Below are 26,184 nucleotides of genomic sequence, written 5' to 3'. Positions count from 1 at the left end.
ATTCGTCTCTCCTTCGGGCTTTGTTCGGACCTTGTTCGGACCTTGTTCGGAAAACTCCCGAACAAGGTCCGAACAAGGTCCGAATGAAAGAATAACGAGAGTGGAACAAGTCCCCTGTTTGACCTTGTATTATTCATATAAAACAAATCCAGATTGGTAGGATTTTTCTCAAAAAGACCATAGATTCTTCCACTTCCTCCCACTTGACCTTCGATTCTGCTGATGTTCCTCCACTTTGCCCCACTTTTGCTGTTTTTGGGGAATTCAATTCCTTAAAAACAAGGAATTTGTATCCGTTTTTTGGCGTAAAGCTGAGATTTTTTACAAACCTTAATTTATTGTGTTTCAATATTATTATGCGTTTTAGGGTGTTTAAAGGGGTTTTTTGTAGTCGATATACTATGTGGAAAACTTTTTTGTGGGGCATTGTGGGAGATTGTGGGAGAAAGTGTATACTTTTACATTAATATTACTGTAGAAGTTTACTAAATGATTCAATTAATCGGCGAATTCGAATGCAAGTTGGACACCAAAGGAAGAATGGTGGTTCCTGCAGCGCTCAAAAGGCAACTGCCTGATGTAGAGCGTGAAGGGCTTGTTGTGAATCGTGGTTTTGAGAAAAATTTGGTGATTTACACGAAAGAGGAATGGAGCAAGAAGATGCTTCAGTTGTCGAAGTTGAACCAGTATAACGAGCGGAACAGAAAATTCATCCGTCAGTTTATGCGTGGTGCTACGGAGCTTTCCTTGGATTCTGCAGGAAGGGTTCTTTTGCCAAAATCATTGTTGGAGTATGCAAATGTTAACGGAGATGTTTTCTTGCAATGTCAGTTCGACAAGATCGAGGTTTGGGCGAAGGATGAATACGAAAAAATGATGGATGGAAGTTTGGATGATGACTTCTCTTCATTGGCAGAAGAAGTAATGGGCGGATTTAACTTCGGAGATGGCAATGAGTAACGAAATCGGTTATCACGTTCCAGTAATGCTCCAGGAGTGTATTGACGCACTAGCTATAAAACCAAACGGGATTTATGTAGATGTGACATTTGGGGGTGGCGGACACTCGAAAGAGATTCTAAAGCATTTGGGGCCACAGGGAAGATTGATCGCTTTTGATCAAGATCCTGACGCTATTAAAAATGCGCTTCCGGATGAAAGGTTTACATTGATCCACCAAAATTTTAAGTTCTTAAAAAATTATCTGCGCTTAGAAGGTGTAAAACAGGTAGACGGTATTTTGGCCGATTTAGGAGTTTCCTCGCATCAATTTGATGCTGCGGACCGCGGTTTTTCCATTCGCTTTGATGCGGACTTGGATATGAGGATGGATCAGATCGCTGATCTTGATGCTCGCAAAGTATTGAATACATATTCTGAGGAGGACTTGCATAGGATTTTCGGTATGTACGGTGAAATCCAAAATGCAAAATCGTTGGCCAAAACAATTGTGACTGGCCGATTGAGCAATCCAATCCAGACTGTTGCAGAATTGAAGGCTGCGATTCAAAAATTAGTACCTAAAGGCAAGGAACATAAATATCATGCTCAGGTTTTTCAGGCATTAAGAATTGAAGTTAACAAAGAATTGGAGGCCTTGCAGGAATTTTTGGAACAGACAGCAGGAGTTTTGAAAGCTGAAGGCAGATTGGTGGTGATGTCATATCATTCGTTGGAGGATAGATTGGTAAAGAATTTTATGGCCAAGGGCAAGTTCAAGGGAGAGGTAGAGAAGGATTTCTTTGGAAATGAGATCAAGCCATTTAAAGTGATTAGTAGGAAAGCGATCGTGGCTTCGGAAGATGAAGTAAAACAAAACAACAGAGCACGCAGTGCAAAGTTGAGGATCGCAGAAAAAATATAGTAGAGTAAAAGTATGGCAAAGAGAAATACTATAAAGCAAAAGGAGCTGAGTGAGGAAGTTCAAGAGGAGATGTCGGATGCATTGGAGGAGAAGGTCGAGGAGACCCAGGACTTTCTGAAAACATTCTTTTCGCAGAAAAAAATCTCTTCCTTGTTAGTTGCCAGAAATTTGCCGTTTGTGGCATTTCTTGCCTTGTTAGGATTGCTGTACATCTCGAATCGCCACTTGGCAGAGAACACGGTTAGAAGGATTGATAAGTTGGGGAGGGAAGTGAAGGAGCTAGGTTGGGATTACAAGTCATTGAATGCGGAATTGATGAAGTTGACGACGCAAACGGAGATTGCTAAAAGAGCGGATACGCTGGGATTGAAAGAAAGAACAGAACCGCCAATTAAGTTAGAAATAGTAAGGGAAGTAAAATAATAAAGAGACCAATAGATGAATATTAGGAAGTCCATATTGATTAGGGTGTACCTGGCATTTGGCCTGATGGTTTTTGGTGCTTTATTGGTTTTCGGCAAGCTATTGCACCTTCAATATGTTGATGGGGATCAGTGGCGCGCAATTGCAGATAGTTTGACTATTCGCGAGCGTGTGATCGAAGCGGCAAGAGGAAATATTTATTCCAATGACGGAAGTTTACTGGCTACTTCTGTTCCGGAATATGAGATACGGTTTGATGCGATGGCCATTCCATCCGAGCATAACAATGTTTTTAATGCTCGGGTGGATTCTTTGGCCAATAAGCTGGCTGCCTACTTTAAGGACAGGTCAGCAAGGCAGTATCTGACCCAGTTAAAAGAAGCCAGAGCTAAAAAGCAACGTTACGTGCTTTTGAAACGTGATGTTACACATCAACAACTGAAGGTCTTAAAGACCTTTCCTTTGTTGAGGAATTTTAAGGAAGAGAAAGAGAGATTCTCAAGTTCTTTGATAGCAGTTAGAGAAAACAAGCGTATCCTGCCATTTACAAATTTGGCAGCACGTACCATTGGTTACAAAAATAGTAAGGGTGATACTGTACGTGTTGGTCTTGAAGGTGCTTATGGGGATTATATTGAAGGTAAGAGTGGTGTTCAGTTAATGCAGCGTATTGCTGGTGGTGTTTGGATTCCTGTAAACCGTGAGATGGAAGTTGCTCCGACTGATGGTTCTGATATTATTGCAACCATTGATGTCAACATGCAGGACATGGCTCAGCGCGCTTTGGAGAAACAATTGATCCAAAGCAATGCAGATAATGGCTGTGTAGTGCTGATGGAGGTAGCGACAGGGGAAGTAAGGGCGATTGCCAATTTTACTAGGGATTCTGAAGGTGTTTATAGAGAAAAATTCAATTATGCTATTGCTCAAGGAGCGGATCCGGGATCAACATTCAAGGTAGCTTCTTATTTGGTGGCATTGGATGACAATATGGTTGATACAAGCACTGTTATCGATATCGGTAATGGTACTTGGAAAGTTCCTGGACACACGATTAAAGATTCACATCCACCAAAGAAATCCAAAGTGACTATCAAAGAAGCATTTGAGGAGTCTTCAAACGTGGGTGTTGCGAAAACGATTGGTACTTATTACGGTAAGAATCCAGAGAAATTCACTGGTAAGCTTCATGAGTGGGGTATGGCGAAACCATTGGGTCTTCAGATTCCGGGAGAGGCTAACCCATGGGTTAAGATGCCAGATAGCAGATCTTGGAGTAAGCTTTCATTGGTACAGATGGCGTATGGATATGAGTTGAAATTAACTCCTTTGCAGACATTGACTTTGTTCAATGCAGTTGCAAATGACGGTAAAATGGTTGCGCCATTGTTTGTAAAAGAAATTCAACACTTGGGATCAACCGTAAAGAAATTTGAAGCTCGCGTGATCAATAAACAAATTGCTTCTAAGGAGGCGATTGGTAAAATGCAGAAGATGATGGCTGGGGTGATGACGGAAGGAACGGGTAAACGCTTGAGAAGTCCATTGTACACTTCGGCAGGTAAAACTGGTACTGCTCAGATGGCAGATGGTGCACGTGGGTATGGAGCGAGAAGGTATCAATCATCATTTGCTGGATATTTCCCTGCAGAGAATCCTAAATATTCCATGATTGTGGTGATTCGTAATCCAAGGAATGGATACTATGGTGGTTCGGTAGCTGGTCCGGTATTCAGAGAGTTGGCGGATATGGTTTATGCAAATGACCTTTCATTGCACAAAACATTCAACAACCGTCAAGTGAATGTATCAGGAAGTAAAGTTCCTTATACATTGAGAGGATCGAAAGATGCTACAGCCAAAGTATATCAGATGTTAGGTGTTCAGTCTGTAAACTGGAATTCGATCGTAGAGTCTGACAAAGATTCTTCGAATCATACAGCACAGGCATTTACTGTTGGCGAGTTTAAAGAAGGTGTTGTTCCGAATGTGAAGGGGATGGGTTTGGTTGATGCATTGTATGCAATGGAAAACGCTGGATTTAAAGCGACAGTTAGAGGAAAGGGTAAAGTTGTGAATCAATCATTAGCAGCTGGTCAGCGATTGAAACCAGGGACTAATGTTTTAATAGAATTGAATTAATATGTTGTTGAAGGAGTTGCTACATGCTATTCCGGTAACTGATTACCGAGGTTCTCTGGAGACAGAGGTTAGCTCGCTTTGTCTAGATTCGAGAAAAGCGGTTGAAGGCAGTGCGTTTGTGGCAGTTCGTGGACATCAAACTGATGGTCATCTATTTGTTGGTAAAGCCATTGAATTGGGTGCTTCGGTTGTGGTGGTTGAAGAATTACCAGAGGAGCTGGATGAAAAAGTAGTTTATGTTGTTGTTGGAGATTCTGCCTATGCGTTAGGAGTGATGGCATCTACATTCTACGGCAATCCTTCCTCGAAATTGAAATTGGTGGGAGTAACAGGTACAAACGGTAAAACAACGGTTGCTACCTTGCTTTTCAACCTTTTTAGCAAGCTGGGTTTTCATGTAGGCTTATTGTCTACTGTTCAAAATCAGATTGGGGATAGGGTTGTTGAAGCGACACATACCACACCTGATCCAATTTCATTGAATTCTTTGTTGAAGGATATGGTCGAGGATGGATGTGATTATTGTTTCATGGAAGTGAGTTCGCATGCTGTGGTTCAGCAAAGGATTGCAGGGTTGAAGTTTGCTGGTGGCATCTTCACCAATATCACGCATGATCACTTGGATTTCCATGGAACCTTTGCCAACTATATCAAGGCAAAGAAAAAGTTCTTTGATGATTTAGACAGATATGCATTTGCATTGACCAATATCGATGATAAAAACGGATTGGTTATGCTTCAGAATACTTTTGCGCACAAGAAAACCTATGGTTTGCACCAAATGGCTGATTTTAAGGCCAAGATTTTGGAAAGCCATTTTGACGGGATGCTTTTGCAGGTTGATGGTCAGGAAGTGTGGGTAAAATTGGTAGGTGATTTCAATGCTTACAATTTATTGGCGGTATACGGAGCTGCAATTTTATTGGAGCAAGAAACGATAAAGGTGTTGATGGCATTGAGTGAGATTTCTGGTGCTGAGGGTCGTTTTGAGACAATGAAATCTTCGACTGGCGTAGTTGCTATTGTTGACTATGCGCATACACCAGATGCTGTAGAAAATGTTTTGGAAACGATTGGTGATTTGAGAAAGCCAGGTCAGCAGATTTTGACGGTTTTGGGCTGTGGTGGAGATCGTGACAAAACGAAACGTCCCGAGATGGCTGAGGTAGCAGCAAGATTGAGCGATAAAGTAGTCTTGACTTCAGACAATCCGAGGACCGAAGACCCAGGTACTATCATCAGGGAGATGGAAGTGGGTATTCCGTCAGACAAAAGAAAGAATGTGTTTTCCATAACAGATAGAAGAGAGGCAATTCGTGCTGCTTTTCATTTGGCGCAGCCAGGTGATGTGATCTTGGTTGCTGGAAAAGGACACGAGAAATATCAAGATGTAAACGGGGTGAAGAATCACTTCGATGACAAAGAGGAATTAATAAAGATTTTTAACGAACACAATTAAACTGCATGCTTTACTATTTATTCACTTGGCTTAACGAGCACATCCATATTCCAGGTGCTGGATTATTCCAATTTATATCGTTTCGTACAGCCATGGCAGTTATCACTTCGTTGATTATCACTACTGTATATGGTAGCCGTTTAATTCGTTTGTTGCATCAAAAACAAGTTGGAGAAACTATTCGCGACCTTGGATTAGAGGGAGAGAAAAAGAAACAAGGTACTCCGACAATGGGTGGTTTGATTATCATCGCTGGTATTTTAATACCAACCTTGCTCTTTGCTAAACTGGACAATATCTATATCATATTAATGATCATTACCACAGTTTGGATGGGTGCAATTGGATTTTTAGATGATTATATCAAAGTCTTCCGTAAGAATAAAGAAGGATTAGCAGGGAAGTTCAAAGTAATTGGCCAAGTGGGATTAGGGGTTTTGATTGCTATTACGATGTATTTCCATCCTGAGATTGTTGCAAGGCAACAGGTTGCGAATCCAACATCTTCGAAGCCGGTAGAGGTTATTATCAATCCTTCGACTGGAGAGAAGTCATACGCTGAGAATGTGAAGTCTACGAAGACGAACATTCCATTTTATAAAAACAATGAGTTCGATTACTCCAAAGTATTGGATGTATTCGGTGTCAATAGCCCTATGGCGACGTTCTTTGTTTTCTTGGTCGTAGTCGTATTTATTATTACTGCGGTTTCCAATGGAGCGAATATTACGGATGGGATTGATGGTCTCGCGACGGGTACATCGGCAATTATGGGTATTACCTTAGCTGTTTTGGCCTATGTATCTGGTAACATCATTTTTGCGGATTACCTCAACATCATGTTTATTCCGAATTCGGGTGAGCTGGTAATTTTTGCGGGAGCCTTTGTTGGGGCATGTACTGGCTTTTTATGGTACAATGCCTACCCTGCACAGGTGTTTATGGGTGATACAGGTAGTTTGGCAATTGGGGGTATCATTGCAGCCTTTGCGATCTTAATTCGTAAGGAACTTTTGATTCCTGTGTTATGTGGTATTTTCTTGATCGAGAACTTGTCAGTAATCCTTCAAGTATCATACTTCAAGTACACCAAAAAGAAATTTGGAGAAGGAAGAAGGATTTTCTTGATGTCTCCATTGCATCACCATTATCAAAAGAAAGGTTATCACGAATCCAAGATTGTTACGCGCTTTGTAATTGTGTCTATCATCTTGGCGATTTTAACCATTGTGACATTGAAAGTAAGATAACGAAATGCCAAATATTGCACATACATATTACCCACAATCAGGTCGCTTAGTGATACTAGGTGCTGGTGAGAGCGGCGTTGGAGCTGCGATTCTCGGCAAAGACCAGGGTTTTGATGTATTTGTGTCAGATATGGGAAGCATAGCTGATACGTATAAATCCACTTTGGAAAAAGAGGGTATTGCCTATGAGGAGGGACAGCATACTAAGGACCAGATCATCAATGCTGATTTAGTTGTAAAAAGTCCTGGGATTCCTGAAAAGGCTCCATTAATTAAAGAATTGAGAGGCTTAGGCTTGCCGATTATTTCGGAGATCGAGTTTGCCGCGCAATATACGGATGCGAAATTATTTTGCATCACTGGGTCAAACGGAAAAACAACGACCACCTTGTTGACCTATAACATGTTGAAAAATGGAGGCTTGAATGTTGGTCTTGCAGGAAACATTGGTAATAGCTTCGCATTGCAGGTAGCAAGGGAAAAACATGATGCTTATGTATTGGAGATCTCCAGTTTTATGTTGGATGATATGTACCATTTCAGGGCAGATGTAGCAGTGATATTGAATATTACACCCGATCATTTGGATCGATATGAATACAAGATGGAGAATTATGTGGCATCAAAGTTCCGCATGGTTCAAAATCAAAAGGATACGGATTACTTTATTTATTGCAAGGATGATCCTGAAACTGTGGCAGCCCTGGATAAACATCCAACAGCAGCAATGCACTTGCCATTCACATTGGAGGGGAAATTAGATACCGGAGCGTATCTGGACGACGAGAAGAATTTGAATATTTTAATACCAAATAGAGAAGCTTTTATCATGAATATTGAAGAATTATCACTGCAGGGCAAGCACAATGTTTACAACAACATGGCTTCGGGTTTAGTTGCTAAGGTTCAGGAATTGAGGAACCAAAAGATGAAGGAGAGCATGGGGTCCTTTGTGAATGTTGAGCACAGGTTGGAGCACGTTGCTTGTATTGGCGGAGTGAACTATATCAATGATTCAAAGGCTACAAACGTGAACTCAGTTTGGTATGCATTGGAGAGTTTCTCTACGGATATCGTATTGATCATGGGTGGTGTTGATAAAGGCAACGATTATGAGATGTTGAAAGATCTTGTTCGCTCTAAGGTAAAAGCAATCATCTGCATCGGTAAAGATACTGGTCGTATCCACGAAGCATTTGAGGATGATACTGATGTAATCGTGAACAGCGCATCTATGAGTGATGCTGTTCAAATAGCTTCACATTTGGCTAAAAAAGGTGATACGGTATTGTTGTCGCCAGCATGTGCCAGCTTTGATTGGTTTAAAAACTACGAAGACCGTGGAGATAAGTTCAAAGAAGCAGTAATGACTTTATAAACATAAAAGAGAGACAATGGAATACATTTTTTCTAAACTAAAAGGCGATAAATGGATTTGGATCATTGTGATTCTATTATCCATTTGGTCACTATTGGCTGTTTACAGTTCAGTGGGAACATTGGCCTACAAGGAAGGTAAAGGTACTGAGATGTACTTATTCAAACACCTATTCATTGTGATTGCAGGTTTAGCATTGATGTACCTTTCACATAAATTGGATTACCGTTATTATGCTGGTATTTCGAAGTTATTGATGGTCATTACGATTCCTCTATTGCTTTACACCTTAGTTTTTGGTAGTAAGGTAAATGAGGCTAGTCGTTGGTTGACTATCCCTGTGATTAATCAAACGTTTCAGACTTCGGATTTGGCGAAGTTGGCATTGATCACATTTTTGGCAAGGATGTTATCTCGCAAGCAGGAGGAAATCAAGGATGTAAAGAAGTCTTTTATACCTATCATGGGAGCGGTTTGTTTTGTGTTTGTATTGATTGCATGGGCTAACTTATCGACTGCTTTGATGCTTTTTGGAGTTAGTGTCTTGTTATTATTAATTGGTCGTATCAGTTTCAAGCAGATTGCTGTGGTATGTATGGGCGGTGGAGTTTTATTGATGCTGGTGATATTCTTGGGGCCAAGGCGTGCTACTTATTTGAGTCGTATCCAAGGTTTCTTTAATACGGAGCAGGTTCATGATGGAAAGACTTCTTTCCAAGATGACAAGAACTACCAAGCGAATAATGCGAAAATAGCCATTGCGACAGGTGAAATGTTTGGAAAAGGAGTTGGTAACAGTGTTCAACGAAATGTATTGCCACACCCTTATTCGGATTTTATTTTCGCGATTATCATTGAAGAATATGGCACAATTGGAGGGGCGGTATTACTCTTCCTGTATATAGCGTTGATGTACCGATGTATTCGGATTGTCACGTTGAGTCCTCGGGCATTCGGTGCCTTTCTGGCAGCCGGGTTGGGCTTCAGTCTTACGATACAGGCCTTGGCCAACATGGCAGTTGCCGTAGGGTTGGGTCCAGTAACAGGGGTGCCATTGCCATTGGTGAGTATGGGTGGTACATCCATTTTATTTACGAGTGTTGCATTAGGGATTATCTTGAGTGTAAGCCGTAATGTTGAAGAATTAAAAGTAAAAGAAGAAAAAGAAGTTGTGAAGGCTCCACGTAAAGTAGTGGTTGGAACAATTTAATTGAAATATTGAATGGCGCATAGAGTAATCATAAGTGGTGGTGGAACGGGAGGTCATATCTTTCCTGCGATAGCGATTGCCAATGCGTTGAAGAACATATCTCCGGATATTGAAATCCTATTTGTAGGTGCCAATGGAAAGATGGAAATGGAAAGAGTTCCAGCTGCGGGATATGAGATTGTAGGATTGGACATTGCTGGATTCAATCGTCAATCATTATTAAAAAACATTAGTCTTCCATTCAAGATGCTGAAAAGCTTATGGAAGGCGAGAAGAGTTCTTAAAGATTTTAAAGCTGAGGCAGCAATTGGTGTTGGAGGTTATGCTTCTGGTCCATTGTTGATGATGGCAAATATGATGGGTTTGCCGACTGTTATCCAAGAGCAAAATTCATATGCAGGGATGACCAACAAAAAGTTGGGTGCGAAGGCCAAGAAAATATGTGTTGCATATGAAGGGATGGAAAGATTTTTTCCTGCCGAGCGTGTACTGTTGACAGGGAATCCTATCCGTAAGTCTTCGGTTGCTATAGAAGGAAAAAGAGAAGAAGCTATCCATGCATTTGGATTGGATCTTGAAAAGAAGACCTTATTGGTAACTGGGGGTAGCTTAGGCGCATTGACCTTGAATGATAGCATCAAGGCTGGTATTCCAGCATTAACAGCTGCAGGAATTCAAGTGATTTGGCAATGTGGTAGTTACTATTACGAGAAATTGGAGGCTGAGCTTGGTGATACCTTGCCAGAGTCAATTAAGTTGATGCCATTTCTAGAGCGTATGGATTATGCTTATGCTGCTGCTGATGTTATTGTGGCTAGGGCAGGAGCAGGAACCATCTCGGAACTATGTGTGATAGGAAAACCGGTTGTTTTGGTTCCTTCACCAAATGTAGCAGATGATCATCAAACCAAAAATGCGAATGCATTGGTTCAGAAACATGCTGCATTAATGGTGAGAGATGCTGTTGCTAGGGAAGAATTAGTTCCAACTGTTTTGGGTCTTTTCAAAGATGAAGCAAAGCAACGGGAGCTGGAAGAGCAGATTAAGATGTTGGCACTTGCAGATGCGGACGAAGTAATTGCACAAGAAGTATTGAGTTTAATAAAAAAATAGAATATGAATATCGACAAAATAAAAAGAGTTTATCTACTTGGGATTGGCGGAATCGGCATGAGCGGGTTGGCTCGTTATTTTAGTCGTTTGGGATGTGAGGTTGCTGGTTATGACCGTACCTCAACTGAGCTTACTAGAACATTGGAAGAAGAAGGGATGCCAATCACCTATACGGATGATGTGGAATCTGTTCCTTCAGCATTCAAGACAGCAAGTGAAGAAACCCTGATCATATTTACTCCTGCTATTCCAAAGGATTTGGCGTTAAAAGGATTTTTCGTTGACCACGGTCATGAATTGTTCAAGCGTTCACAAGTATTGGGATTTATTTCTGCTAGCAGGTTCACGATTGCCGTTGCTGGTACGCATGGTAAAACTACAACTTCAACGATGGTTGCACATGTGTTGAAACATAGTGGCTATGATTGCTCTGCATTTTTGGGAGGTATCAGTACGAATTACCAAAACAATGTATTGTTTGGGGACAATGATGTAGTAGTTGTAGAAGCCGATGAATACGATCGTTCATTTTTGACTTTGCATCCAAATATTGCAATCGTTACTTCTGCGGATGCTGATCACTTGGATATCTATGGTGATCCTAAGGAATTGGTGCTGTCCTTTGAGATGTTCTTGGACAGAGTTGTTGATGGCGGAACTAAAATTGTGAAGTTAGGACTTCCATTTAGTGGAGATATCAGTTATGCACGTGAGCAAGTTTGCGATGCCTATGCTGAAAATGTTCGCGTTGAAAACGGTGAGTTCTATTTTGATTATCATTCTGCGGATTTAACCATCAAAGATATTCATTTGGGAATACCAGGTTTGCACAATGTAGAGAATGCAGTTGCTGCGATTACGGTTGCCAAATTGTTGGATATCGAGGCTGATAAAATTGTTGCGGCATTATCTGCTTTCCAAGGTGTAAAACGTCGTTTCGAATACATTGTAAAAACAGATAATAATGTATATATCGATGATTATGCTCATCATCCTGAAGAGTTGAGAGCATTTCTGACATCGATGCGCAAATTATATCCGGAGAAGAAATTGACAGTGATATTTCAGCCACACCTTTTTAGCAGGACCCGTGATTTTGTAGACGGATTTGCTGAAGTATTGGGCTTGGCGGATGAGTTGTTGTTAATGGAAATATACCCAGCGAGGGAATTGCCGATTGAAGGGGTTGATTCATCTTGGTTATTGGAAAAAATTAATCTTGAAAACAAGCGATTGGTAAGTCCGGAAGAAGTTCTTGAAATCGTTAAGACAGAAAACCCTGAACTGCTTGTAACGGTTGGAGCAGGGGATATTGATAAATTGGTGAAACCATTAAAAGAAGAATTAAACCATGTTAAATAGAATAAGAAATATTCAATGGCGTCAAGTAGGCTATTTTTTCTTAGGTCTGGTTGGATTAGTTGGGGTTGGTATGTTGATGAGTTTGGTAAACAAGAAGGACCAAGTTCAAGTATGTACTGATTTGAAAGTAATGGTTGAGGGAAAGGAGACCTTCATTGATCAAAATGATATCTCCTCTATGATCAAAGAAAAGTTTGGAAAGGTGGTAGGCAAGGAACTAAATGCGCTTCCCTTGCAAAAGATAGAAACCGAATTGATGAAATCTCCATATGTATCGTCAGCAGATGTTCATATGGATATGGATGGCACGATGCAGGTTGCAGTTCAACAAAGGGAAGTGGTAGTACGAATCATTAACCAGGTTGGGCAAGAGTATTATGTAGATTCAAAAGGCAACAAAATTCCGGTGACATTGAAATATGTACCTCATGTGATGGTTGCGAATGGAAATATCCGCGAGGGATATAAAAAATCTTTGGAGCCAGTGACCAGCGACTTAGTGAAAGATTTGGTAAAAATCGTTGAAGATACCAAGTCTGATGAATTGTGGAGCAATCAGATTGTTCAATTATATGTGAATGACGACAAGGATATCGAGATTGTTCCAAGGGTTGGAAATCAGCAATTGATCATTGGCAATGCGGATTCATTGAGCTATAAATTGGATCGATTGAAGAAATTTTACACTCATATTTTACCGAAGGTAGGTTCTGATGCTTACAGCAAGGTAAATGTGAAGTACAGCGGACAGATAGTCTGCGAGCGGAAGGGCGATTGGTTTATCGATAGCCTTCAAATGAAAATAAATAAGAAAATATAAGAAATTAATTACATACAGCATCAAACACAGCATATGAAACCTAGAATTGTAGAAAATGAAAAAGAGAATCCAATCATTGTGGGATTGGACATCGGGACTACAAAGATCTGCGTCACAGTGGGTCGTCGTAGTGGATCGAACAAGGTTGAGTTATTAGGTGTAGGGAAGGCGGAGTCTGCCGGCGTAAACCGTGGGGTTGTTGCGAACATCCAGAAGACGGTAACGAGCATCCGCGAAGCTGTTGCTGTGGCTGAAGGGCAATCGAATGTTGACATCAAGGTAGTCAATGTTGGTATTGCAGGTCAGCACATCAAGAGTATCCAGCACCGTGGTATTTTAACGAAGAATGACGATGATGAGATCGGCCGTTTAGACATTGAGCGTTTGATTTCAGACATGTACAAATTGGTACTTCCTCCGGGAGAGGAGATCATTCATGTATTGCCACAAGAATTTACGATTGACAACGAACCAGGTATCAAAGAACCTATCGGTATGGCCGGAAGACGTGTGGAAGCAAACTTTCATATTATCTCAGGTCGTGTTACTGATATCAAGAACATCAAGAGATGTGTTGACAACTCAGATCTTGAAGTTTCAGAATTGATTCTTGAACCTCTAGCATCATCCGAGGCTGTGTTGGATGAAGAGGAAAAAACTGCGGGAGTTGTTTTGGTAGATATCGGTGGTGGTACGACAGATGTTGCTATTTTCCATGAGGGTATTATTCGCCATACGGCAGTAATTCCATTGGGAGGTAACATCGTTACAGAAGACATTCGTCAAGGTTGTGCTGTATTGCGCAATCAAGCTGAGCAATTGAAAGTAAGATATGGTTCTGCACTTGCTGATGAGAACAAAGAAAACGAAGTGATCTGTGTTCCAGGAATCAGAGGCAGAGAGGCGAAGGAGATTTCTGTAAAGAATCTAGCATTTATTATTCAGGCTAGAATGGAGGAGATCATTGAGCACGTATTCTACGAAATCAAGGCATCAGGATATGAAGATAAATTAATTGCGGGAATCGTGATCACCGGTGGTGGAGCACAATTGAAACATTTGGTTCAATTAGTTGAGTATATCACAGGAATCGATTGTCGTATTGGATATCCGAACGAATACCTTGCTAAGACAGATATGTTGAACAAGCAAGCATTCGATGAGTTGAAGAGCCCATTGTATGCGACGGGTATTGGTTTATTGATTAAGGGTATTCAGTCGATTGAGGAAGAGGAGAAGAGGAACGAAGAAAAATTCATCAAAAAGGCAGCTCCTACAAAAGAAAAGCACAAAGAAGGCGTTAAAGAGATAGCGGAAGGTCAGAGCAAAAAGGAGGGTTGGTTGACTCGTTTTTTAGGCGATTGGATCAAAGATGGGGCGGATATAGACGATGACACTTTCATTGGTAAGAAATAATTATCAACATCGGTATGTTTTTTCCACAATTTAACAAATGTGGAAAACTCTTGTTAAGATTTTGGTAATATTACATTAGGATTGTCGACTTACGTTGTGTTAACGTAATAGATTGATGAAGAATTAAATAGGATAAAATATATGTCGATACAATTTGAAATGTTAAAGGAGAACTCATCGATTATTAAGGTAATCGGTGTTGGTGGTGGCGGTGGCAACGCTGTTAATCACATGTATAAGCAGGGAATAAGTGGAGTTGATTTCATTGTTTGCAATACTGATGCGCAGGCTTTGGAGTTGAGTCCTATTCCAAACAAGGTACAATTAGGAGCGAGTCTTACTGAAGGTATGGGTGCAGGTGCCGACCCTGATGTTGGTGAAAATTCAGCTATCGAGAGTATTGAGGATATCAAACGTATGTTGGGTACCAATACGAAGATGTTGTTTATCACAGCTGGAATGGGTGGTGGTACTGGTACTGGTGCTAGTCCTGTGCTTGCGAAAGCGGCAAAGGAGTTGGGCATTCTGACAGTAGCGATCGTTACTACTCCATTTACTTTCGAGGGTAAGAGACGTCGTATGCAAGCTGAAGATGGACTTTCGGAATTGCGTAAGTATGTAGATTCTTATTTAGTTATTTCTAACGATCGTTTACGCGAGATCTTTGGGAACTTGACGATGACGGCGGCATTTGCGAAAGCGGATGATATCTTGACCACTGCGGCCAAAGGTATCGCTGAAATCATTACCATCCCAGGTTATGTAAACGTGGATTTCAAGGACGTTCGTACTGTGATGAACGATTCTGGTGTTGCAATCATGGGTAATGCTGTGGCAACAGGTGAACAACGTGCATTAGATGCTGTAACTGGCGCGTTGGCTTCTCCATTATTAAAAGACAATGAAATCGAAGGTGCTCGTTACATCTTATTGAACATTACTTCAGGAACACGTGAAGTAACAATGGATGAGGTTGCAATCGTTACGGATTACATCCAAGAGAAAGCTGGTCTATCGGCTGACTTGATCTGGGGTAACTGTATTGATGAGAACTTTGAAGATGAACTTTCGGTAACTATTATAGCGACTGGTTTCCAAACTGCAGAGGAACGTGTTAAAGAGAAGGAAATGGAGAAAATTGCCATTCCCTTGACACCAGAAGTTCCAACTTCTGCATTCGTAAAACCCGTAGCAACAAATCAATTTGTGGACAGAACCAATACAGAGGCTAGTTCATTCGTGAAACCTAGCACTCCAACGGAAACTCCATCAAATCAAGCTCCACAAACAGACTTGTTCTCTAACAAAGCTGCTGCAGCTACTCAACAAGTAAATGCAAATGCTGTTGAAAAGAACGATTCTCAGATGATCCGTCATACCTTGGAATTAGAAGATAATTCAGATGTTGAAGAGATTGAAGAAGATCCGAATCCACACGGTTTTGAGTTGAAAACATCACCTTCAATGTTTGAATTCAAATTACCTACGGTATTTGACACTTACAAATCTGAGGAGCCTGTAGAAGAGCCAGCTCCAGCACCTGCACCTGAACCAGTAATGGAGGCGCAGCCGCAAAAAGCTGAAATTGAATTGGAAGAAGCGAAAAAAGAAGAAACAAACTTTGAAGATCAGTTGTTGAAAACGAAAGAGCGTATCTTGCGTTTGAAAGAATTGAGCATGAAGTTGAAATCTTCGAATGGTCTTCAAGAGCTTGAGAATGAGCCAGCTTATAAAAGAAAGCAAAAAACATTAGATGATGTTCCTCATTCTTCAGAGTCTCAGGTATCACGTTTCACTTTGTCATTTGATGATGGTGAGACTGAAATCAGACCAAATAATTCATTCTTACATGACAATGTAGATTAATCTTATCCTATTTAATAAATAAAGGGTGGCTTGCAAAGGTCACCTTTTTTTGTGTTTAGGTTTTGTTTATGGAAAAAAGATGTTAATTTTAAGTGAGTTACTAAAAAACATTATAAACTAAACTTAAGATTATGGCAAGTATTGATAAATTTAAAGAGCTAAAGTCTCTAGTCGACGGATTAGAAGGTGATGCGGACAAATTTTTTGCAAAGGGAAACAGCGCAGCTGGTACCCGTGTGCGAAAAGGTCTTCAGGATATTAAAACTTTAGCCCAAGATTTGCGCCTAGGAATCCAGGATCTCAAGAACAAGAAATAAAGTTCTTAAGATTCTGTTACAATCTAAGCCCAGTTCTGGGCTTTTTTTATGAGTATATTTGAACAAAAGAACAAAATTATAAATGAAGCAAATTCAAAACCCCATATGGCTGATGAGCTCAGCTTACGATAAACTCAATCAATCTGAATTATTAGAAACTGCAGCAAGATTAGGTGCCCAAGGAATAGATTTATGTGTGTTCAGGAAGGACGGGTCTCGGGAAGATCATACTGCTACGCATTTGGATTATGATGGATTTACTCCCGATGACGCCAAGAGAACATTAGAAGCTTTCAATTCTAAAGGCTTGAGGCTGTCTTTGGGGGCGTTTGAGAACATGATTGGTGGAGAAGAGTCTGAGAGGCTTAAGAACCAGAATCATCTCTTAAAACTGATAAGAATAGCTTATTTGCTGGGTGGCGATGAAAACAATGCGATGGTTGGGACTTTCGTAGGTTACAATCACGAACTTGGGAACCAAATTGATGGTTTCCAAAAGAACCTAGATGAATATAAAAAAGTATTCGGTCCGATTGTAGATTATGCTGAGAGTCTTGGGGTAACGATTGTTTATGAAAACTGTCCGATGGAAGGGTGGCGTTCATCCAGGTTTACAAGTACTTTTAATAACCTTCCAGGTGTATTGGCTGCTAGGAAACTCATGTATGCCTTAGTTCCAAGTAAAGCACATGGGGAAATTTATGATCCTTCGCATGACATTTGGCAAAATACGGATCCTGTTGAGGTTATCGAAGAGATGGATATCTCGAGGTTGAAGCGAGTGCATGTAAAGACCACAAGGATGCTGAGCAGCAAAGGTAGGATAGAGTGGGGTGGGATGTACCCAATGCAGCATGTGAATGAAGAATTGGCAAAGCTTGCAGGAGTCAGTATTCCTCAAAGCGATTGGGACAGACATCACTACACGGCAATGTTACCTGGTTTTGGTGGAACAGATGATATGGATTGGAACAGTTTTGTGGAGGTGCTGCACGACCGAGGTTTTAGCGGTCCTTTTGAAATTGAGAATGAGGCCAAGAATTCGAAAGATACCCAAAACATGGCAGCGATTAGTCAAGGAGCACAAGCCTGTATCAACTTCTTGTCACCACTGTTGTGGAAATTGGGGGAAAATGGATATGAATATACTGATCAGAAAGAACTGAAGACAGTCAAAAGGGAAGATATTCCAGTAATGACTATGGATCAGCTTAGATAAGGTAAGTTAAAAAAATAAGGAATAACCGTTTGGTTATTCCTTATCTGCGTTCATTTTGAACAGTGATATTAAATCTGGGATGTTGTGTACTCCCAGTTTTTCAAAAATTCTACTTTTATAAGTGCTGACCGTTGATGAGCTCAAGTTAAGTCTATTTGACACTTCAATAATTCCTAGACCTTCAATCAAATGCCTTGCGACATCCATCTCACGGTTAGACAATTTATAAAGTGGGTTTAAACTATCTACTTTAGATTTGCTGGTTGTCAGTTTTTGAACATATAGATCCTTAATTGCTTCTGACATATAGCGGCCACGTTCGAAAATGCTGTTGATGGCGTTAGTGAATTCGGTCATGCTGGTTGTTTTATTGACATATCCAGCAGCTCCAGCTTCAATATATCTAAGAGCGTAGAGTGTCTCGTCATAAGAAGAGAAGACTAGGATTTTCAAGTCCGGTTGTATGTCCAACAACTCTCTAATAACTTTGATATTGTTTCCGCCTGGCATATTGATGTCCAGTAGTAGAAGGTCGAAATTTGTTGCTTTTAATTGTGCAAATACCTCATCATAAGTTTGAGCATGAACAATTTCAACTGCTTTAATTGTCTCTTTGATTGCAGTTGAAACACCCAGGCGTACTATGATATGGTCGTCGGCTATTAATATTTTTTTCATAAAGATTATTACACAAATTTCCTAGATTCACTTTTTGAATGATTTCAACCGGAGGATTTAAAAGGTTGAAAAATTGTTTTTAGTAGTTAATTTGTTTCCTCAAATATAATAATTTTATACGTTTTCACTTAATTTTAAAATTATTTTACTGAATTAATCTACAGACATGCTAAAAATACTCATTTATTTTGAATAAAATTTCAGTTTCTGAAAGTAAACAGCTTTTTTTGTAGGGTAGTTATACTTACTAAACATTTACGAAACTATTTAATTACATTATATTCACTTTTTAGACTATTAAACTTATGGGATTTTTAAAAGAATTTAAAGAATTCGCTATGCGTGGCAGCGTGATTGATTTGGCTGTCGGTGTGGTAATCGGAGGTGCATTTGGTAAAATTGTTACTTCATTGGTAGACGATATTATTATGCCTCCAATTGGCTTTATTACTGGTGGTGTTGATTTTTCGAGCATGAAGTATGTAATCAAGGAGGCCAATGAGGCTGCTGGTGTTACAGAAGTTGCTATTACCTATGGTAACTTTATCAATGTATTGATCCAGTTCTTAATCATTGCATTCTGTATATTCTTGGTGATCAAAGGTATCAACTCTTTGAAAAGGGAGGAGCCAGCAGAGCCAGAAGCAGCTCCTGCTCCTACTAAGGAAGAAGCATTGCTTACTGAGATTCGCGATATTTTAAAAAATAAATAAGCTTAATTTTTGAGCATTATAGCAGATTATGACAGTTATTCGCTGAAATAATCTGCTTTTTTTTATTTATTAGATTTTGGGTATTGCTTATTTGTGAAATAAACTTTATTTTTGCATTCCTCTTTTGAGGGATAATTTGATAAAAAGTATTTAAAAAAGCATAAAAGCGTCATGAAAAGAACATTTCAACCTTCGCAAAGAAAAAGAAGAAATAAACACGGATTCAGAGAGCGTATGAGCTCTGCAAATGGTAGAAGAGTACTTGCTTCTCGTAGAGCAAAAGGAAGAAAACGCCTTTCAGTTTCTGACGAAAGCCGCCACAAAGGTTAATATTACTCTCGCCGGTGATGTAGGGACCGAGCTTTTAGCCGGCTTTATGGTCATCGAGATGAAAAAATATACATTTACAAAAGAAGAACGATTATGTAGCAAAAGGTTGATTGATGACCTTTTCCATAATGGTTCTTCTTTTGTTGTATATCCTTTTCGGGTTGTTTTTCTCGTAAAACCCGACAATCCAAATCAGGAATTCCCTGTACAAGTAATTACATCTGTTCCAAAGAAGCGCTTTAAAAGGGCTGTAGATAGAAACTACCTCAAGAGATTGATGCGTGAAAGCTATAGGCTTGAAAAACATCAGCTCTATTCCTTTTTAAAGGATCATTCTTTAAATTTGTTGTTAGCTATTCAATATGTGAGCAACGAAAAGCTTCCTTTGGAAACATTGCAGTCCAAGCTCCAACAATTGATAGGAAAACTAAAAAATGAGATATCTAAATCTAATCTGGGAGAAGGGAATTAAGCAGCCATTGAAATGGCTTTTTATTGTGATTATTAGGGGTTATCAAATATTCCTGTCACCTTTATTGGGCGCTAGTTGCCGTTATTCCCCAACTTGTTCACAATATGGGAAGGAGGCGATCCTAAAATATGGACCTTTTAAAGGAGGTTGGTTAACCATAAAACGTATTGTTCGCTGCAATCCATGGGGCGGACATGGCCATGATCCAGTACCTTAGAAATAAAATGATGTCAAATTCTTATATCCTTGCCATTGAAACAGCTACCAACCTGTGTTCTGTTTCTTTATCCAATCATGGTGAACATGTCTTATCAGTTGTAGGTGAAGATCCCAATCTTCATGCAACAAAATTGACCGTATTCATCCAGGAGTTATTAGAGAAGGCAGGATTGCAATTCAATCATTTGGCTGCAGTTGCAGTTAGTATGGGTCCGGGATCATATACAGGTCTCAGGATTGGAGTTTCTACAGCTAAAGGTCTGTGTTATGCACTGGATATTCCGTTAATTGCCAATAATACCTTAGATGCGCTTGTCGCAGGGTTATTAGCTCATCATACTTTAGAATTAGATAGCAAGACATTGTTGCTGCCAATGATCGATGCTAGAAGGAGAGAGGTTTATACTGCGGTTTATTCTCATGAAGGTAGCTTAATCAAGCAGACTGAAGCGCTGATTATTGATGAAGAAAGTTTCAACCCTTATTTAGAACAAGGTTTTAAATTGGTTCTTTTTGGATCAGGTGCTGATAAGTTTAAGGAAACCTTTGAAAATAACAGTTCTGTTCAGGTAATCTCAGGATTTGATTCTTTGGCGTTCTATCAGGATGCTCTTTCTTTTCAAAAATATCAGGATGAAGGTTTTGAGGATGTTGCATATTTTGAGCCTTTTTACCTTAAAGATTTTGTCGCGACAACACCTAAAAAATCTCCGTTTTTATAGCCATCTCTTTCTTTTGAACCAGATGTAAATTAGGATCGATACTACTACCATCAACAACCAAACTGCTGGGTATCCGATTCTCCAGTCCAATTCGGGCATGTATTTGAAATTCATCCCGTAGACTCCAACAATAAAGGTAAGTGGCATAAAGAATACCGATATAATGGTCAGTGTCCGCATTATTTCATTGGTATGGTTGGACTCGATGTTGAAATATACCGATAATAGTTGTGCTGTATTCTCGCCAATGTTTCTGAAAAGGGTGTTGGTTCTAGAGTAGATATCCCTGAGGTCTTGGGTGTAGATGTTCTGATATTCCGGCATGTGGAAATAATCGACAATATCTTTGTAAAGTGTTAGAATGATTCGAATCAGGTCGATTTGTCTTTTCAGGTAATAGAGTCTCATCAAAAACGGTTTCCTTCTGCTGTGCAAAAATACTCTCTCTTCATAATCATCTAATTTTTCAGATAGATCATTGATCACTAAGTTTTCAAAGGTTTTTAGCGATTGAGAAACTAGGCTATTGACCAGGCTTTTGCTTGACTTAAGTTTTTTATTGGTTTTATCAAGATTTATTAGCTCGTCCAATAGTTTGATCTCATTGCGGTGCACCGTGATAATAAAGTCTTCATCATAGAATACCGAGATACGCAGGGTTATATCCATTAGGGTATCTGAGTTCTCTGGGAAATTTTCTGCAATCGATCTTAAGATCAGGAAGTGGTAATTTTCAAATTCTTCGATTTTCGGTAGGTGACCAATTTCTAGACAATCTTTTATGGAGGCGTCGTTTAGGTTGTATTTTTTCTTAAGTTCTGTAAAATCCTCCAGAGTAGGGTCAAGAATTTCGTACCAGTCGTAACCGTTTTCTTCTTTGCGTAGAATTTGTCTTACCATATGAGTAGATTTTAATTGAAATTAATGAGATTAATGCAGAAATCAAATTGATTACAAGTTTGAATATGAAAATTAGAGCATAAAAAAACAGGTCATTTATGTTAATGACCTGTTTTTTTATGTTTAAAGAAGCTGCTTATTTTTTAGCTGCAGCATTCTTGTCACTATATTCTTTATTCAAAGAAGTAAGAACTTCATTTGTGATATCCATTTTAGGGTCTGCGTACAATACAGCAGGATTAGTTTTTGAATAAGTCAATACTAATTTGTATCCTTTTTCTTCAGAATGTTTTTTCAGGTGGTCTGTGATAGATGTATATACCTTAGTAAATTCCGTTTGTTCTTCCTGTGCGATAGAAGTGGATGCGTTTTGATCAAGACGGCCAAGTTCGTTTTGGCGTCTCATTAAGCGTTCTTCAGTAGCTTGGCGCTCAGATGCGCTCATAGTAGGTGCTTTTTGTTGGTAGTCAGCTACCTCACGTTGATAAGCTTGTCCTTTAGCTTGAAGATCATTCTGTGCTTTTTTAACTTTAGCTTCCAGTTTAGCACGGATGTCTTTGAAATATTGGTATTTTTCAGATAATGTATCTGAATTTACATATGCGATTTTGTCAATTGGGTCAGCAGCAGTTGCAGTTTCAGTTGCAGGTGCTGTAGTTTTTTCAGTTGTTGTACTAGCTTGTTGGTTACATGATACGATCGCTGCAGTTGCAACAAGGCCTAGGGTAATTTTTAATAGTTTATTCATTCTGTTTACTGTATTTCGATTTTGTCAATGACAAACCTAAGATAAAATTTTGAAATATTATAGAATCGACATTATTTACGGTAAAAATCAACTCTTAAATTATGTTAATTTTGCTCGTTCACATTGCCTTTTTTATTTGATAATTAGGACAAAATTTCGTATTTTTGAAAGTTAATCAACAGTAATTTTAAAGGATTTTCATGAGCGAAGAAAATAAAAATGCATCTACGTATTCAGCGGATAATATCCAGGTATTAGAAGGATTAGAAGCTGTACGTAAGCGCCCTTCCATGTACATCGGTGATACAGGCGTAAAAGGTCTACATCACTTGGTTTATGAAGTAGTCGATAACTCTATCGATGAAGCTGTTGCCGGTTATTGTAACGACATTGTAGTAACCATTTTAAAATCTAACGGTGTATCAGTTCGCGATAATGGTCGCGGTATTCCAACAGGAATCAATAAAAAAGAAAAGAAATCTGCTTTAGAGCTTGTAATGACAGTATTGCACGCCGGTGGTAAATTCGACAAGGATACTTATAAGGTTTCCGGTGGTTTGCACGGTGTGGGTGTATCCTGTGTGAACGCTTTATCTACGCATTTGCGTGCAGAAGTACACAGAGAAGGAAAGATCTTTGTGCAAGAATATTCTCAAGGTAAACCACAAGAGGATGTAAAAGAAATCGGTGTCAGTGAAGATACTGGTACCATCGTTACATTCCAACCGGATCCAGAGATTTTTACAACTACCACTGTATATAACTATGACACCTTAGCTAACCGCTTAAGGGAATTGTCATTCTTGAACAAAGGCATTACATTGACATTGATCGATGAGAGAGAAATCTTGGATAATGGCGAGTTCAAGAAAAATGTATACTTGTCAGAAGGTGGTCTTCAAGAATTTGTTAAATTCTTGGATGGTAACAGAACTGCCTTAATCCCTGAGCCAATTTATGTTGAAGGTATTAAGCAAGGTGTACCAGTTGAGCTTGCTCTTCAATACAATGATACTTATTCTGAAAATGTACATTCATATGTGAACAACATCAATACAATTGAGGGTGGTTCTCATGTGGCAGGTTTCCGTAGAGGATTGACCCGTACATTGAAAAAATATGCGGATGACTCTGGTTTGTTGAAAAACTTGAAGGTTGAAATCTTAGGTGATGACTTCCGTGAAGGTTTAACAGCCGTAATTTCTGTTAAAGTTGCAGAGCCACAGTTTGAAGGTCAGACCAAGACCAAATTAGGTAACTCTGAAGTAATGGGTGCTGTAGATGTTGCTGTAGGCGAGATCTTGAGCTCATATTTGGAAGAAAACCCTAAGGAGGCTAAACAGATCGTTCAGAAGGTAGTAATTGCTGCTCAAGCACGCGCTGCCGCTCGTAAAGCTAGAGAACTCGTACAGCGTAAAACTGTGATGGGTGGTTCAGGACTTCCGGGTAAATTGGCGGACTGTTCAGATAGAGATCCTAATAGATGTGAAATTTTCTTTGTCGAGGGGGATTCTGCGGGTGGAACTGCTAAACAAGGTAGGGACCGTGCTACACAAGCGATTATGCCTTTGAGAGGTAAGATCCTGAATGTGGAGAAAGCAATGGAACATAAGATCTATGAGAATGAAGAGATCAAGAATATGTTTACTGCGCTTGGTGTAAGCATTGGAACAGCCGAAGATTCAAAAGCTCTGAACATTGATAAACTTCGTTACCATAAGATTATCATCATGACGGATGCCGATGTCGATGGTTCTCACATTGCAACCTTATTGTTGACATTCTACTTCCGTTATATGAAGGAATTGATCGAGCGCGGATATGTTTATATCGCAACGCCGCCTTTATATTTGGTTAAGAAAGGTAAAGATTTTGAATATGCATGGACCGAACCTCAACGTTTGGCAGCTATTCAGCGCTTGAAGGGTGCTGGTAAAGAAGATAGCGTACATGTTCAACGTTATAAAGGTCTTGGTGAGATGAACGCGGAGCAATTGTGGGAAACTACGATGGATCCAGAAAGACGTACATTACGCCAAGTTACAATCGAAAATGCAGCAGAATGTGACCGTATATTCTCGATGTTGATGGGTGATGAAGTTGCTCCTCGTCGTGAATTTATCGAGCAAAATGCACGTTATGCGAAGATTGATATTTAGAATAGATGTAAGATTTGTGATGGGAGATATGAGAAGCTAAAGGTTTTTTGATCTAAAAGTCAAAAATTGATAAAATCGGAAAAGCCACCATTAAGGTGGCTTTTTTGTTGATATAGAGCATGATGCGCCATGACAGTTAAGCAATTCAAGTTTCCTAACTTGTAGTATGCGACTAATTATACCTTTATTATTATCCTTGGGATTGTCCAATCTAGCTTTTGGCCAAAACCCTAAAAAAGAACTTCCAGCTGGTCCATTGCACTTCACAAAAATGAAAGTTTCTTCGGAGACCTATGAATCTGTGGGGGTGATGGATGTCAATAATGATGGCCATCCAGACTTGGTTTCTGGTGCTTTCTGGTACGAAGGACCAACTTTTATAAAACGACATTTTATTGGAGAAGTAAAACGTGTGCAGGAATATTGGGATGATTTTTCAAATATTCCGATGGATGTGAATGGTGATGGAAAGATGGACTACATCACAGGTGGATGGTTTGATGCTTCTCTTATCTGGATGGAAAATCCTGGGAATGATGGCCCATGGAAGAAACATGTAATTGATCAAACCGGTAATATTGAAACTACTCGAGCATATGACCTGGACGGAGATGGCACACCTGAGATTATCCCTAACAATCCTAATCATCCATTGAAATATTATAAGCTTGAAAAGGATGCTCAAGGAAAAGGAACAGGAAAATTCACAAAGGTTGAAGTCGCCAAAACGCAGGGTCATGGCTTTGGATTTGGAGATATCAATGGGGACAAACGCGTAGATATAATATTGAATACAGGCTGGTTGGAAGGACCAGCAACGGCAAATGCAGAGTGGAAGCTTCATGAAGGGTTTGATTTTGGAGATGCTGGAGTGCCAATTCTAGTGGTTGATGTAAATAAAGATGGTCTAAATGACTTGATCGTGGGGCAAGGACATTCTTATGGATTGGATTGGTATGAACAGGTAAAAGATAAAAAAGGAAATACCACTTGGAAAAAACATGTTATTGATCCATATAATTCACAATACCACACCATGGAGTGGGTAGATATCGATAATGATGGCGAGTATGAATTGGTAACCGGAAAACGATATAGAGCACATAATGGAGGTGATCCGGGTGCTAATGATCCTGCGGGAGTTTATTATTTTAAATGGAATGGAGAATCTTTTACTAAAAATATTGTTGCTTATGGATCTGGTGTAGATGGGAAAGGGGCTGGAATTTATTTTGCAATCGAAGATTTAAGGAAGTCTGGTAGGAAGGATATTGTGGTTGCGGGAAAAGATGGACTGTATATATTTTTTAATGAAGGAAGTAGGTAAGGAGATTCTAAAGGCTAAAGTCCTAACAATTTCTTAATAATAACCTTCGTAACCTACTTATATCTTTAAAGTGGAAT

At 39.6% G+C, this 26,184-nt stretch carries 25 protein-coding genes; 22 read left to right on the top strand and 3 right to left on the bottom strand.

The window, feature by feature from the left end; genetic code table 11:
* The first annotated feature begins 489 nt into the window (after nucleotides 1–489).
* The 15 genes from mraZ (at nucleotide 490) to CRT24_RS13705 (ending at nucleotide 17,839) form a co-directional block, all read left to right on the top strand.
* Nucleotides 490–960, top strand: a complete 471-nt coding sequence (gene mraZ / locus CRT24_RS13775) for a division/cell wall cluster transcriptional repressor MraZ (RefSeq protein ID WP_099371798.1) — start codon at nucleotides 490–492, stop codon at nucleotides 958–960.
* Nucleotides 953–1,864: a 16S rRNA (cytosine(1402)-N(4))-methyltransferase RsmH gene (rsmH, locus tag CRT24_RS13770; protein WP_099371858.1), complete on the top strand. Its 912-nt coding sequence runs from the start codon at nucleotides 953–955 to the stop codon at nucleotides 1,862–1,864. The genes mraZ and rsmH overlap by 8 nt, the downstream gene beginning before the upstream one ends.
* Nucleotides 1,865–1,876: 12 nt before the next feature.
* Nucleotides 1,877–2,287: an FtsL-like putative cell division protein gene (locus CRT24_RS13765; protein ID WP_099371797.1), complete on the top strand. Its 411-nt coding sequence runs from the start codon at nucleotides 1,877–1,879 to the stop codon at nucleotides 2,285–2,287.
* 15 nt (nucleotides 2,288–2,302) lie between these two features.
* A complete protein-coding gene (locus tag CRT24_RS13760) occupies nucleotides 2,303–4,429 on the top strand; it encodes a penicillin-binding protein (protein WP_099371796.1) in 2,127 nt (708 codons plus the stop codon).
* A 1-nt stretch (nucleotide 4,430) separates the two neighbouring features.
* On the top strand, nucleotides 4,431–5,888 hold the full coding sequence (locus CRT24_RS13755) for a UDP-N-acetylmuramoyl-L-alanyl-D-glutamate--2,6-diaminopimelate ligase (RefSeq protein ID WP_099371795.1): 1,458 nt from the start codon (nucleotides 4,431–4,433) through the stop codon (nucleotides 5,886–5,888).
* Between the two features lie 5 nt (nucleotides 5,889–5,893).
* A complete protein-coding gene (mraY, locus tag CRT24_RS13750; protein WP_099371794.1) occupies nucleotides 5,894–7,138 on the top strand; it encodes a phospho-N-acetylmuramoyl-pentapeptide-transferase in 1,245 nt (414 codons plus the stop codon).
* Nucleotides 7,139–7,142: 4 nt separating this feature from the next.
* Entirely contained in the window at nucleotides 7,143–8,516 is a 1,374-nt protein-coding gene (gene murD / locus CRT24_RS13745) for a UDP-N-acetylmuramoyl-L-alanine--D-glutamate ligase (RefSeq protein ID WP_099371793.1), read from the top strand.
* Nucleotides 8,517–8,532: 16 nt separating this feature from the next.
* Entirely contained in the window at nucleotides 8,533–9,726 is a 1,194-nt protein-coding gene (locus CRT24_RS13740) for an FtsW/RodA/SpoVE family cell cycle protein (protein ID WP_099371792.1), read from the top strand.
* 12 nt (nucleotides 9,727–9,738) lie between these two features.
* Nucleotides 9,739–10,839, top strand: coding sequence for an undecaprenyldiphospho-muramoylpentapeptide beta-N-acetylglucosaminyltransferase (gene murG / locus CRT24_RS13735; protein ID WP_099371791.1), 1,101 nt, complete (start codon nucleotides 9,739–9,741; stop codon nucleotides 10,837–10,839).
* A gap of 3 nt (nucleotides 10,840–10,842) precedes the next feature.
* Nucleotides 10,843–12,201 carry a UDP-N-acetylmuramate--L-alanine ligase gene (gene murC / locus CRT24_RS13730; protein ID WP_099371790.1) on the top strand — a complete coding sequence of 453 codons (1,359 nt, stop codon included), beginning with the start codon at nucleotides 10,843–10,845 and terminating at the stop codon, nucleotides 12,199–12,201.
* Nucleotides 12,191–13,021 (top strand): cell division protein FtsQ, encoded by an 831-nt coding sequence (locus CRT24_RS13725; protein WP_099371789.1) that lies wholly within the window; start codon nucleotides 12,191–12,193, stop codon nucleotides 13,019–13,021. The genes murC and CRT24_RS13725 overlap by 11 nt, the downstream gene beginning before the upstream one ends.
* A gap of 33 nt (nucleotides 13,022–13,054) precedes the next feature.
* Complete coding sequence (gene ftsA, locus CRT24_RS13720) at nucleotides 13,055–14,437, top strand: cell division protein FtsA (protein ID WP_099371788.1); 1,383 nt, start codon at nucleotides 13,055–13,057, stop codon at nucleotides 14,435–14,437.
* A 141-nt stretch (nucleotides 14,438–14,578) separates the two neighbouring features.
* A complete protein-coding gene (gene ftsZ, locus CRT24_RS13715) occupies nucleotides 14,579–16,303 on the top strand; it encodes a cell division protein FtsZ (protein ID WP_099371787.1) in 1,725 nt (574 codons plus the stop codon).
* Between the two features lie 131 nt (nucleotides 16,304–16,434).
* The gene (locus CRT24_RS13710; RefSeq protein WP_099371786.1) at nucleotides 16,435–16,620 is read left to right on the top strand and encodes a histone H1; all 186 of its coding nucleotides are present in this window, start codon (nucleotides 16,435–16,437) and stop codon (nucleotides 16,618–16,620) included.
* Nucleotides 16,621–16,702: 82 nt separating this feature from the next.
* On the top strand, nucleotides 16,703–17,839 hold the full coding sequence (locus CRT24_RS13705; protein ID WP_099371785.1) for a sugar phosphate isomerase/epimerase: 1,137 nt from the start codon (nucleotides 16,703–16,705) through the stop codon (nucleotides 17,837–17,839).
* A 33-nt stretch (nucleotides 17,840–17,872) separates the two neighbouring features.
* Here the strand turns inward: CRT24_RS13705 and CRT24_RS13700 are convergent, their stop codons facing one another.
* The gene (locus tag CRT24_RS13700) at nucleotides 17,873–18,517 is read right to left on the bottom strand and encodes a response regulator transcription factor (RefSeq protein ID WP_099371784.1); all 645 of its coding nucleotides are present in this window, start codon (nucleotides 18,515–18,517) and stop codon (nucleotides 17,873–17,875) included.
* A 305-nt stretch (nucleotides 18,518–18,822) separates the two neighbouring features.
* On the opposite strand from CRT24_RS13700, the gene mscL reads away from it, so the two are divergent.
* From mscL to tsaB, 5 genes are all read left to right on the top strand, one after another.
* Nucleotides 18,823–19,230: a large-conductance mechanosensitive channel protein MscL gene (gene mscL / locus CRT24_RS13695; protein WP_099371783.1), complete on the top strand. Its 408-nt coding sequence runs from the start codon at nucleotides 18,823–18,825 to the stop codon at nucleotides 19,228–19,230.
* Nucleotides 19,231–19,401: 171 nt separating this feature from the next.
* Entirely contained in the window at nucleotides 19,402–19,560 is a 159-nt protein-coding gene (gene rpmH, locus CRT24_RS13690; RefSeq protein WP_099371782.1) for a 50S ribosomal protein L34, read from the top strand.
* A gap of 58 nt (nucleotides 19,561–19,618) precedes the next feature.
* Entirely contained in the window at nucleotides 19,619–20,032 is a 414-nt protein-coding gene (locus tag CRT24_RS13685) for a ribonuclease P protein component (RefSeq protein WP_099371781.1), read from the top strand.
* Entirely contained in the window at nucleotides 19,995–20,249 is a 255-nt protein-coding gene (yidD, locus tag CRT24_RS13680) for a membrane protein insertion efficiency factor YidD (RefSeq protein WP_099371780.1), read from the top strand. The genes CRT24_RS13685 and yidD overlap by 38 nt, the downstream gene beginning before the upstream one ends.
* Before the next feature lie 7 nt (nucleotides 20,250–20,256).
* Nucleotides 20,257–20,973, top strand: coding sequence for a tRNA (adenosine(37)-N6)-threonylcarbamoyltransferase complex dimerization subunit type 1 TsaB (gene tsaB, locus CRT24_RS13675; protein ID WP_257214049.1), 717 nt, complete (start codon nucleotides 20,257–20,259; stop codon nucleotides 20,971–20,973).
* Here the strand turns inward: tsaB and CRT24_RS13670 are convergent.
* A complete protein-coding gene (locus CRT24_RS13670) occupies nucleotides 20,968–21,873 on the bottom strand; it encodes a CorA family divalent cation transporter (RefSeq protein WP_099371779.1) in 906 nt (301 codons plus the stop codon). The genes tsaB and CRT24_RS13670 overlap by 6 nt on opposite strands.
* A gap of 136 nt (nucleotides 21,874–22,009) precedes the next feature.
* Nucleotides 22,010–22,621 carry an OmpH family outer membrane protein gene (locus CRT24_RS13665; protein WP_099371778.1) on the bottom strand — a complete coding sequence of 204 codons (612 nt, stop codon included), beginning with the start codon at nucleotides 22,619–22,621 and terminating at the stop codon, nucleotides 22,010–22,012.
* A gap of 200 nt (nucleotides 22,622–22,821) precedes the next feature.
* Between CRT24_RS13665 and gyrB the strand changes: the two genes are divergently transcribed.
* Together gyrB and CRT24_RS13655 are read left to right on the top strand one after the other, a co-directional pair.
* Nucleotides 22,822–24,780, top strand: a complete 1,959-nt coding sequence (gyrB, locus tag CRT24_RS13660; protein WP_099371777.1) for a DNA topoisomerase (ATP-hydrolyzing) subunit B — start codon at nucleotides 22,822–22,824, stop codon at nucleotides 24,778–24,780.
* 166 nt (nucleotides 24,781–24,946) lie between these two features.
* The gene (locus tag CRT24_RS13655; RefSeq protein ID WP_099371776.1) at nucleotides 24,947–26,107 is read left to right on the top strand and encodes a VCBS repeat-containing protein; all 1,161 of its coding nucleotides are present in this window, start codon (nucleotides 24,947–24,949) and stop codon (nucleotides 26,105–26,107) included.
* The last annotated feature ends 77 nt before the right edge of the window (nucleotides 26,108–26,184 follow it).

This window comes from Sphingobacterium sp. 1.A.5 (assembly GCF_002734235.1).
GTDB lineage: Bacteria > Bacteroidota > Bacteroidia > Sphingobacteriales > Sphingobacteriaceae > Sphingobacterium > Sphingobacterium daejeonense.
Note: the sequence above shows the minus strand (reverse complement) of the source record. Positions and strands in the feature narration are given on the sequence as shown.

Excerpts from the sequence above, each read along its gene's own strand:
- CRT24_RS13685 (WP_099371781.1), top strand. The coding sequence starts at position 19,619 with ATGAAAAAATATACATTTACAAAAGAAGAACGATTATGTAGCAAAAGG.
- rsmH (WP_099371858.1), top strand. The coding sequence starts at position 953 with ATGAGTAACGAAATCGGTTATCACGTTCCAGTAATGCTCCAGGAGTGT.
- murG (WP_099371791.1), top strand. The coding sequence starts at position 9,739 with ATGGCGCATAGAGTAATCATAAGTGGTGGTGGAACGGGAGGTCATATC.
- tsaB (WP_257214049.1), top strand. The coding sequence starts at position 20,257 with ATGATGTCAAATTCTTATATCCTTGCCATTGAAACAGCTACCAACCTG.
- CRT24_RS13755 (WP_099371795.1), top strand. The coding sequence starts at position 4,431 with ATGTTGTTGAAGGAGTTGCTACATGCTATTCCGGTAACTGATTACCGA.
- CRT24_RS13710 (WP_099371786.1), top strand. The coding sequence starts at position 16,435 with ATGGCAAGTATTGATAAATTTAAAGAGCTAAAGTCTCTAGTCGACGGA.
- ftsA (WP_099371788.1), top strand. The coding sequence starts at position 13,055 with ATGAAACCTAGAATTGTAGAAAATGAAAAAGAGAATCCAATCATTGTG.
- rpmH (WP_099371782.1), top strand. The coding sequence starts at position 19,402 with ATGAAAAGAACATTTCAACCTTCGCAAAGAAAAAGAAGAAATAAACAC.
- mraZ (WP_099371798.1), top strand. The coding sequence starts at position 490 with ATGATTCAATTAATCGGCGAATTCGAATGCAAGTTGGACACCAAAGGA.
- yidD (WP_099371780.1), top strand. The coding sequence starts at position 19,995 with ATGAGATATCTAAATCTAATCTGGGAGAAGGGAATTAAGCAGCCATTG.
- CRT24_RS13765 (WP_099371797.1), top strand. The coding sequence starts at position 1,877 with ATGGCAAAGAGAAATACTATAAAGCAAAAGGAGCTGAGTGAGGAAGTT.
- CRT24_RS13725 (WP_099371789.1), top strand. The coding sequence starts at position 12,191 with ATGTTAAATAGAATAAGAAATATTCAATGGCGTCAAGTAGGCTATTTT.
- ftsZ (WP_099371787.1), top strand. The coding sequence starts at position 14,579 with ATGTCGATACAATTTGAAATGTTAAAGGAGAACTCATCGATTATTAAG.
- mraY (WP_099371794.1), top strand. The coding sequence starts at position 5,894 with ATGCTTTACTATTTATTCACTTGGCTTAACGAGCACATCCATATTCCA.
- CRT24_RS13655 (WP_099371776.1), top strand. The coding sequence starts at position 24,947 with ATGCGACTAATTATACCTTTATTATTATCCTTGGGATTGTCCAATCTA.
- CRT24_RS13705 (WP_099371785.1), top strand. The coding sequence starts at position 16,703 with ATGAAGCAAATTCAAAACCCCATATGGCTGATGAGCTCAGCTTACGAT.
- murD (WP_099371793.1), top strand. The coding sequence starts at position 7,143 with ATGCCAAATATTGCACATACATATTACCCACAATCAGGTCGCTTAGTG.
- CRT24_RS13670 (WP_099371779.1), bottom strand. The coding sequence starts at position 21,873 with ATGGTAAGACAAATTCTACGCAAAGAAGAAAACGGTTACGACTGGTAC.
- CRT24_RS13740 (WP_099371792.1), top strand. The coding sequence starts at position 8,533 with ATGGAATACATTTTTTCTAAACTAAAAGGCGATAAATGGATTTGGATC.
- CRT24_RS13760 (WP_099371796.1), top strand. The coding sequence starts at position 2,303 with ATGAATATTAGGAAGTCCATATTGATTAGGGTGTACCTGGCATTTGGC.
- CRT24_RS13665 (WP_099371778.1), bottom strand. The coding sequence starts at position 22,621 with ATGAATAAACTATTAAAAATTACCCTAGGCCTTGTTGCAACTGCAGCG.
- murC (WP_099371790.1), top strand. The coding sequence starts at position 10,843 with ATGAATATCGACAAAATAAAAAGAGTTTATCTACTTGGGATTGGCGGA.
- CRT24_RS13700 (WP_099371784.1), bottom strand. The coding sequence starts at position 18,517 with ATGAAAAAAATATTAATAGCCGACGACCATATCATAGTACGCCTGGGT.
- mscL (WP_099371783.1), top strand. The coding sequence starts at position 18,823 with ATGGGATTTTTAAAAGAATTTAAAGAATTCGCTATGCGTGGCAGCGTG.
- gyrB (WP_099371777.1), top strand. The coding sequence starts at position 22,822 with ATGAGCGAAGAAAATAAAAATGCATCTACGTATTCAGCGGATAATATC.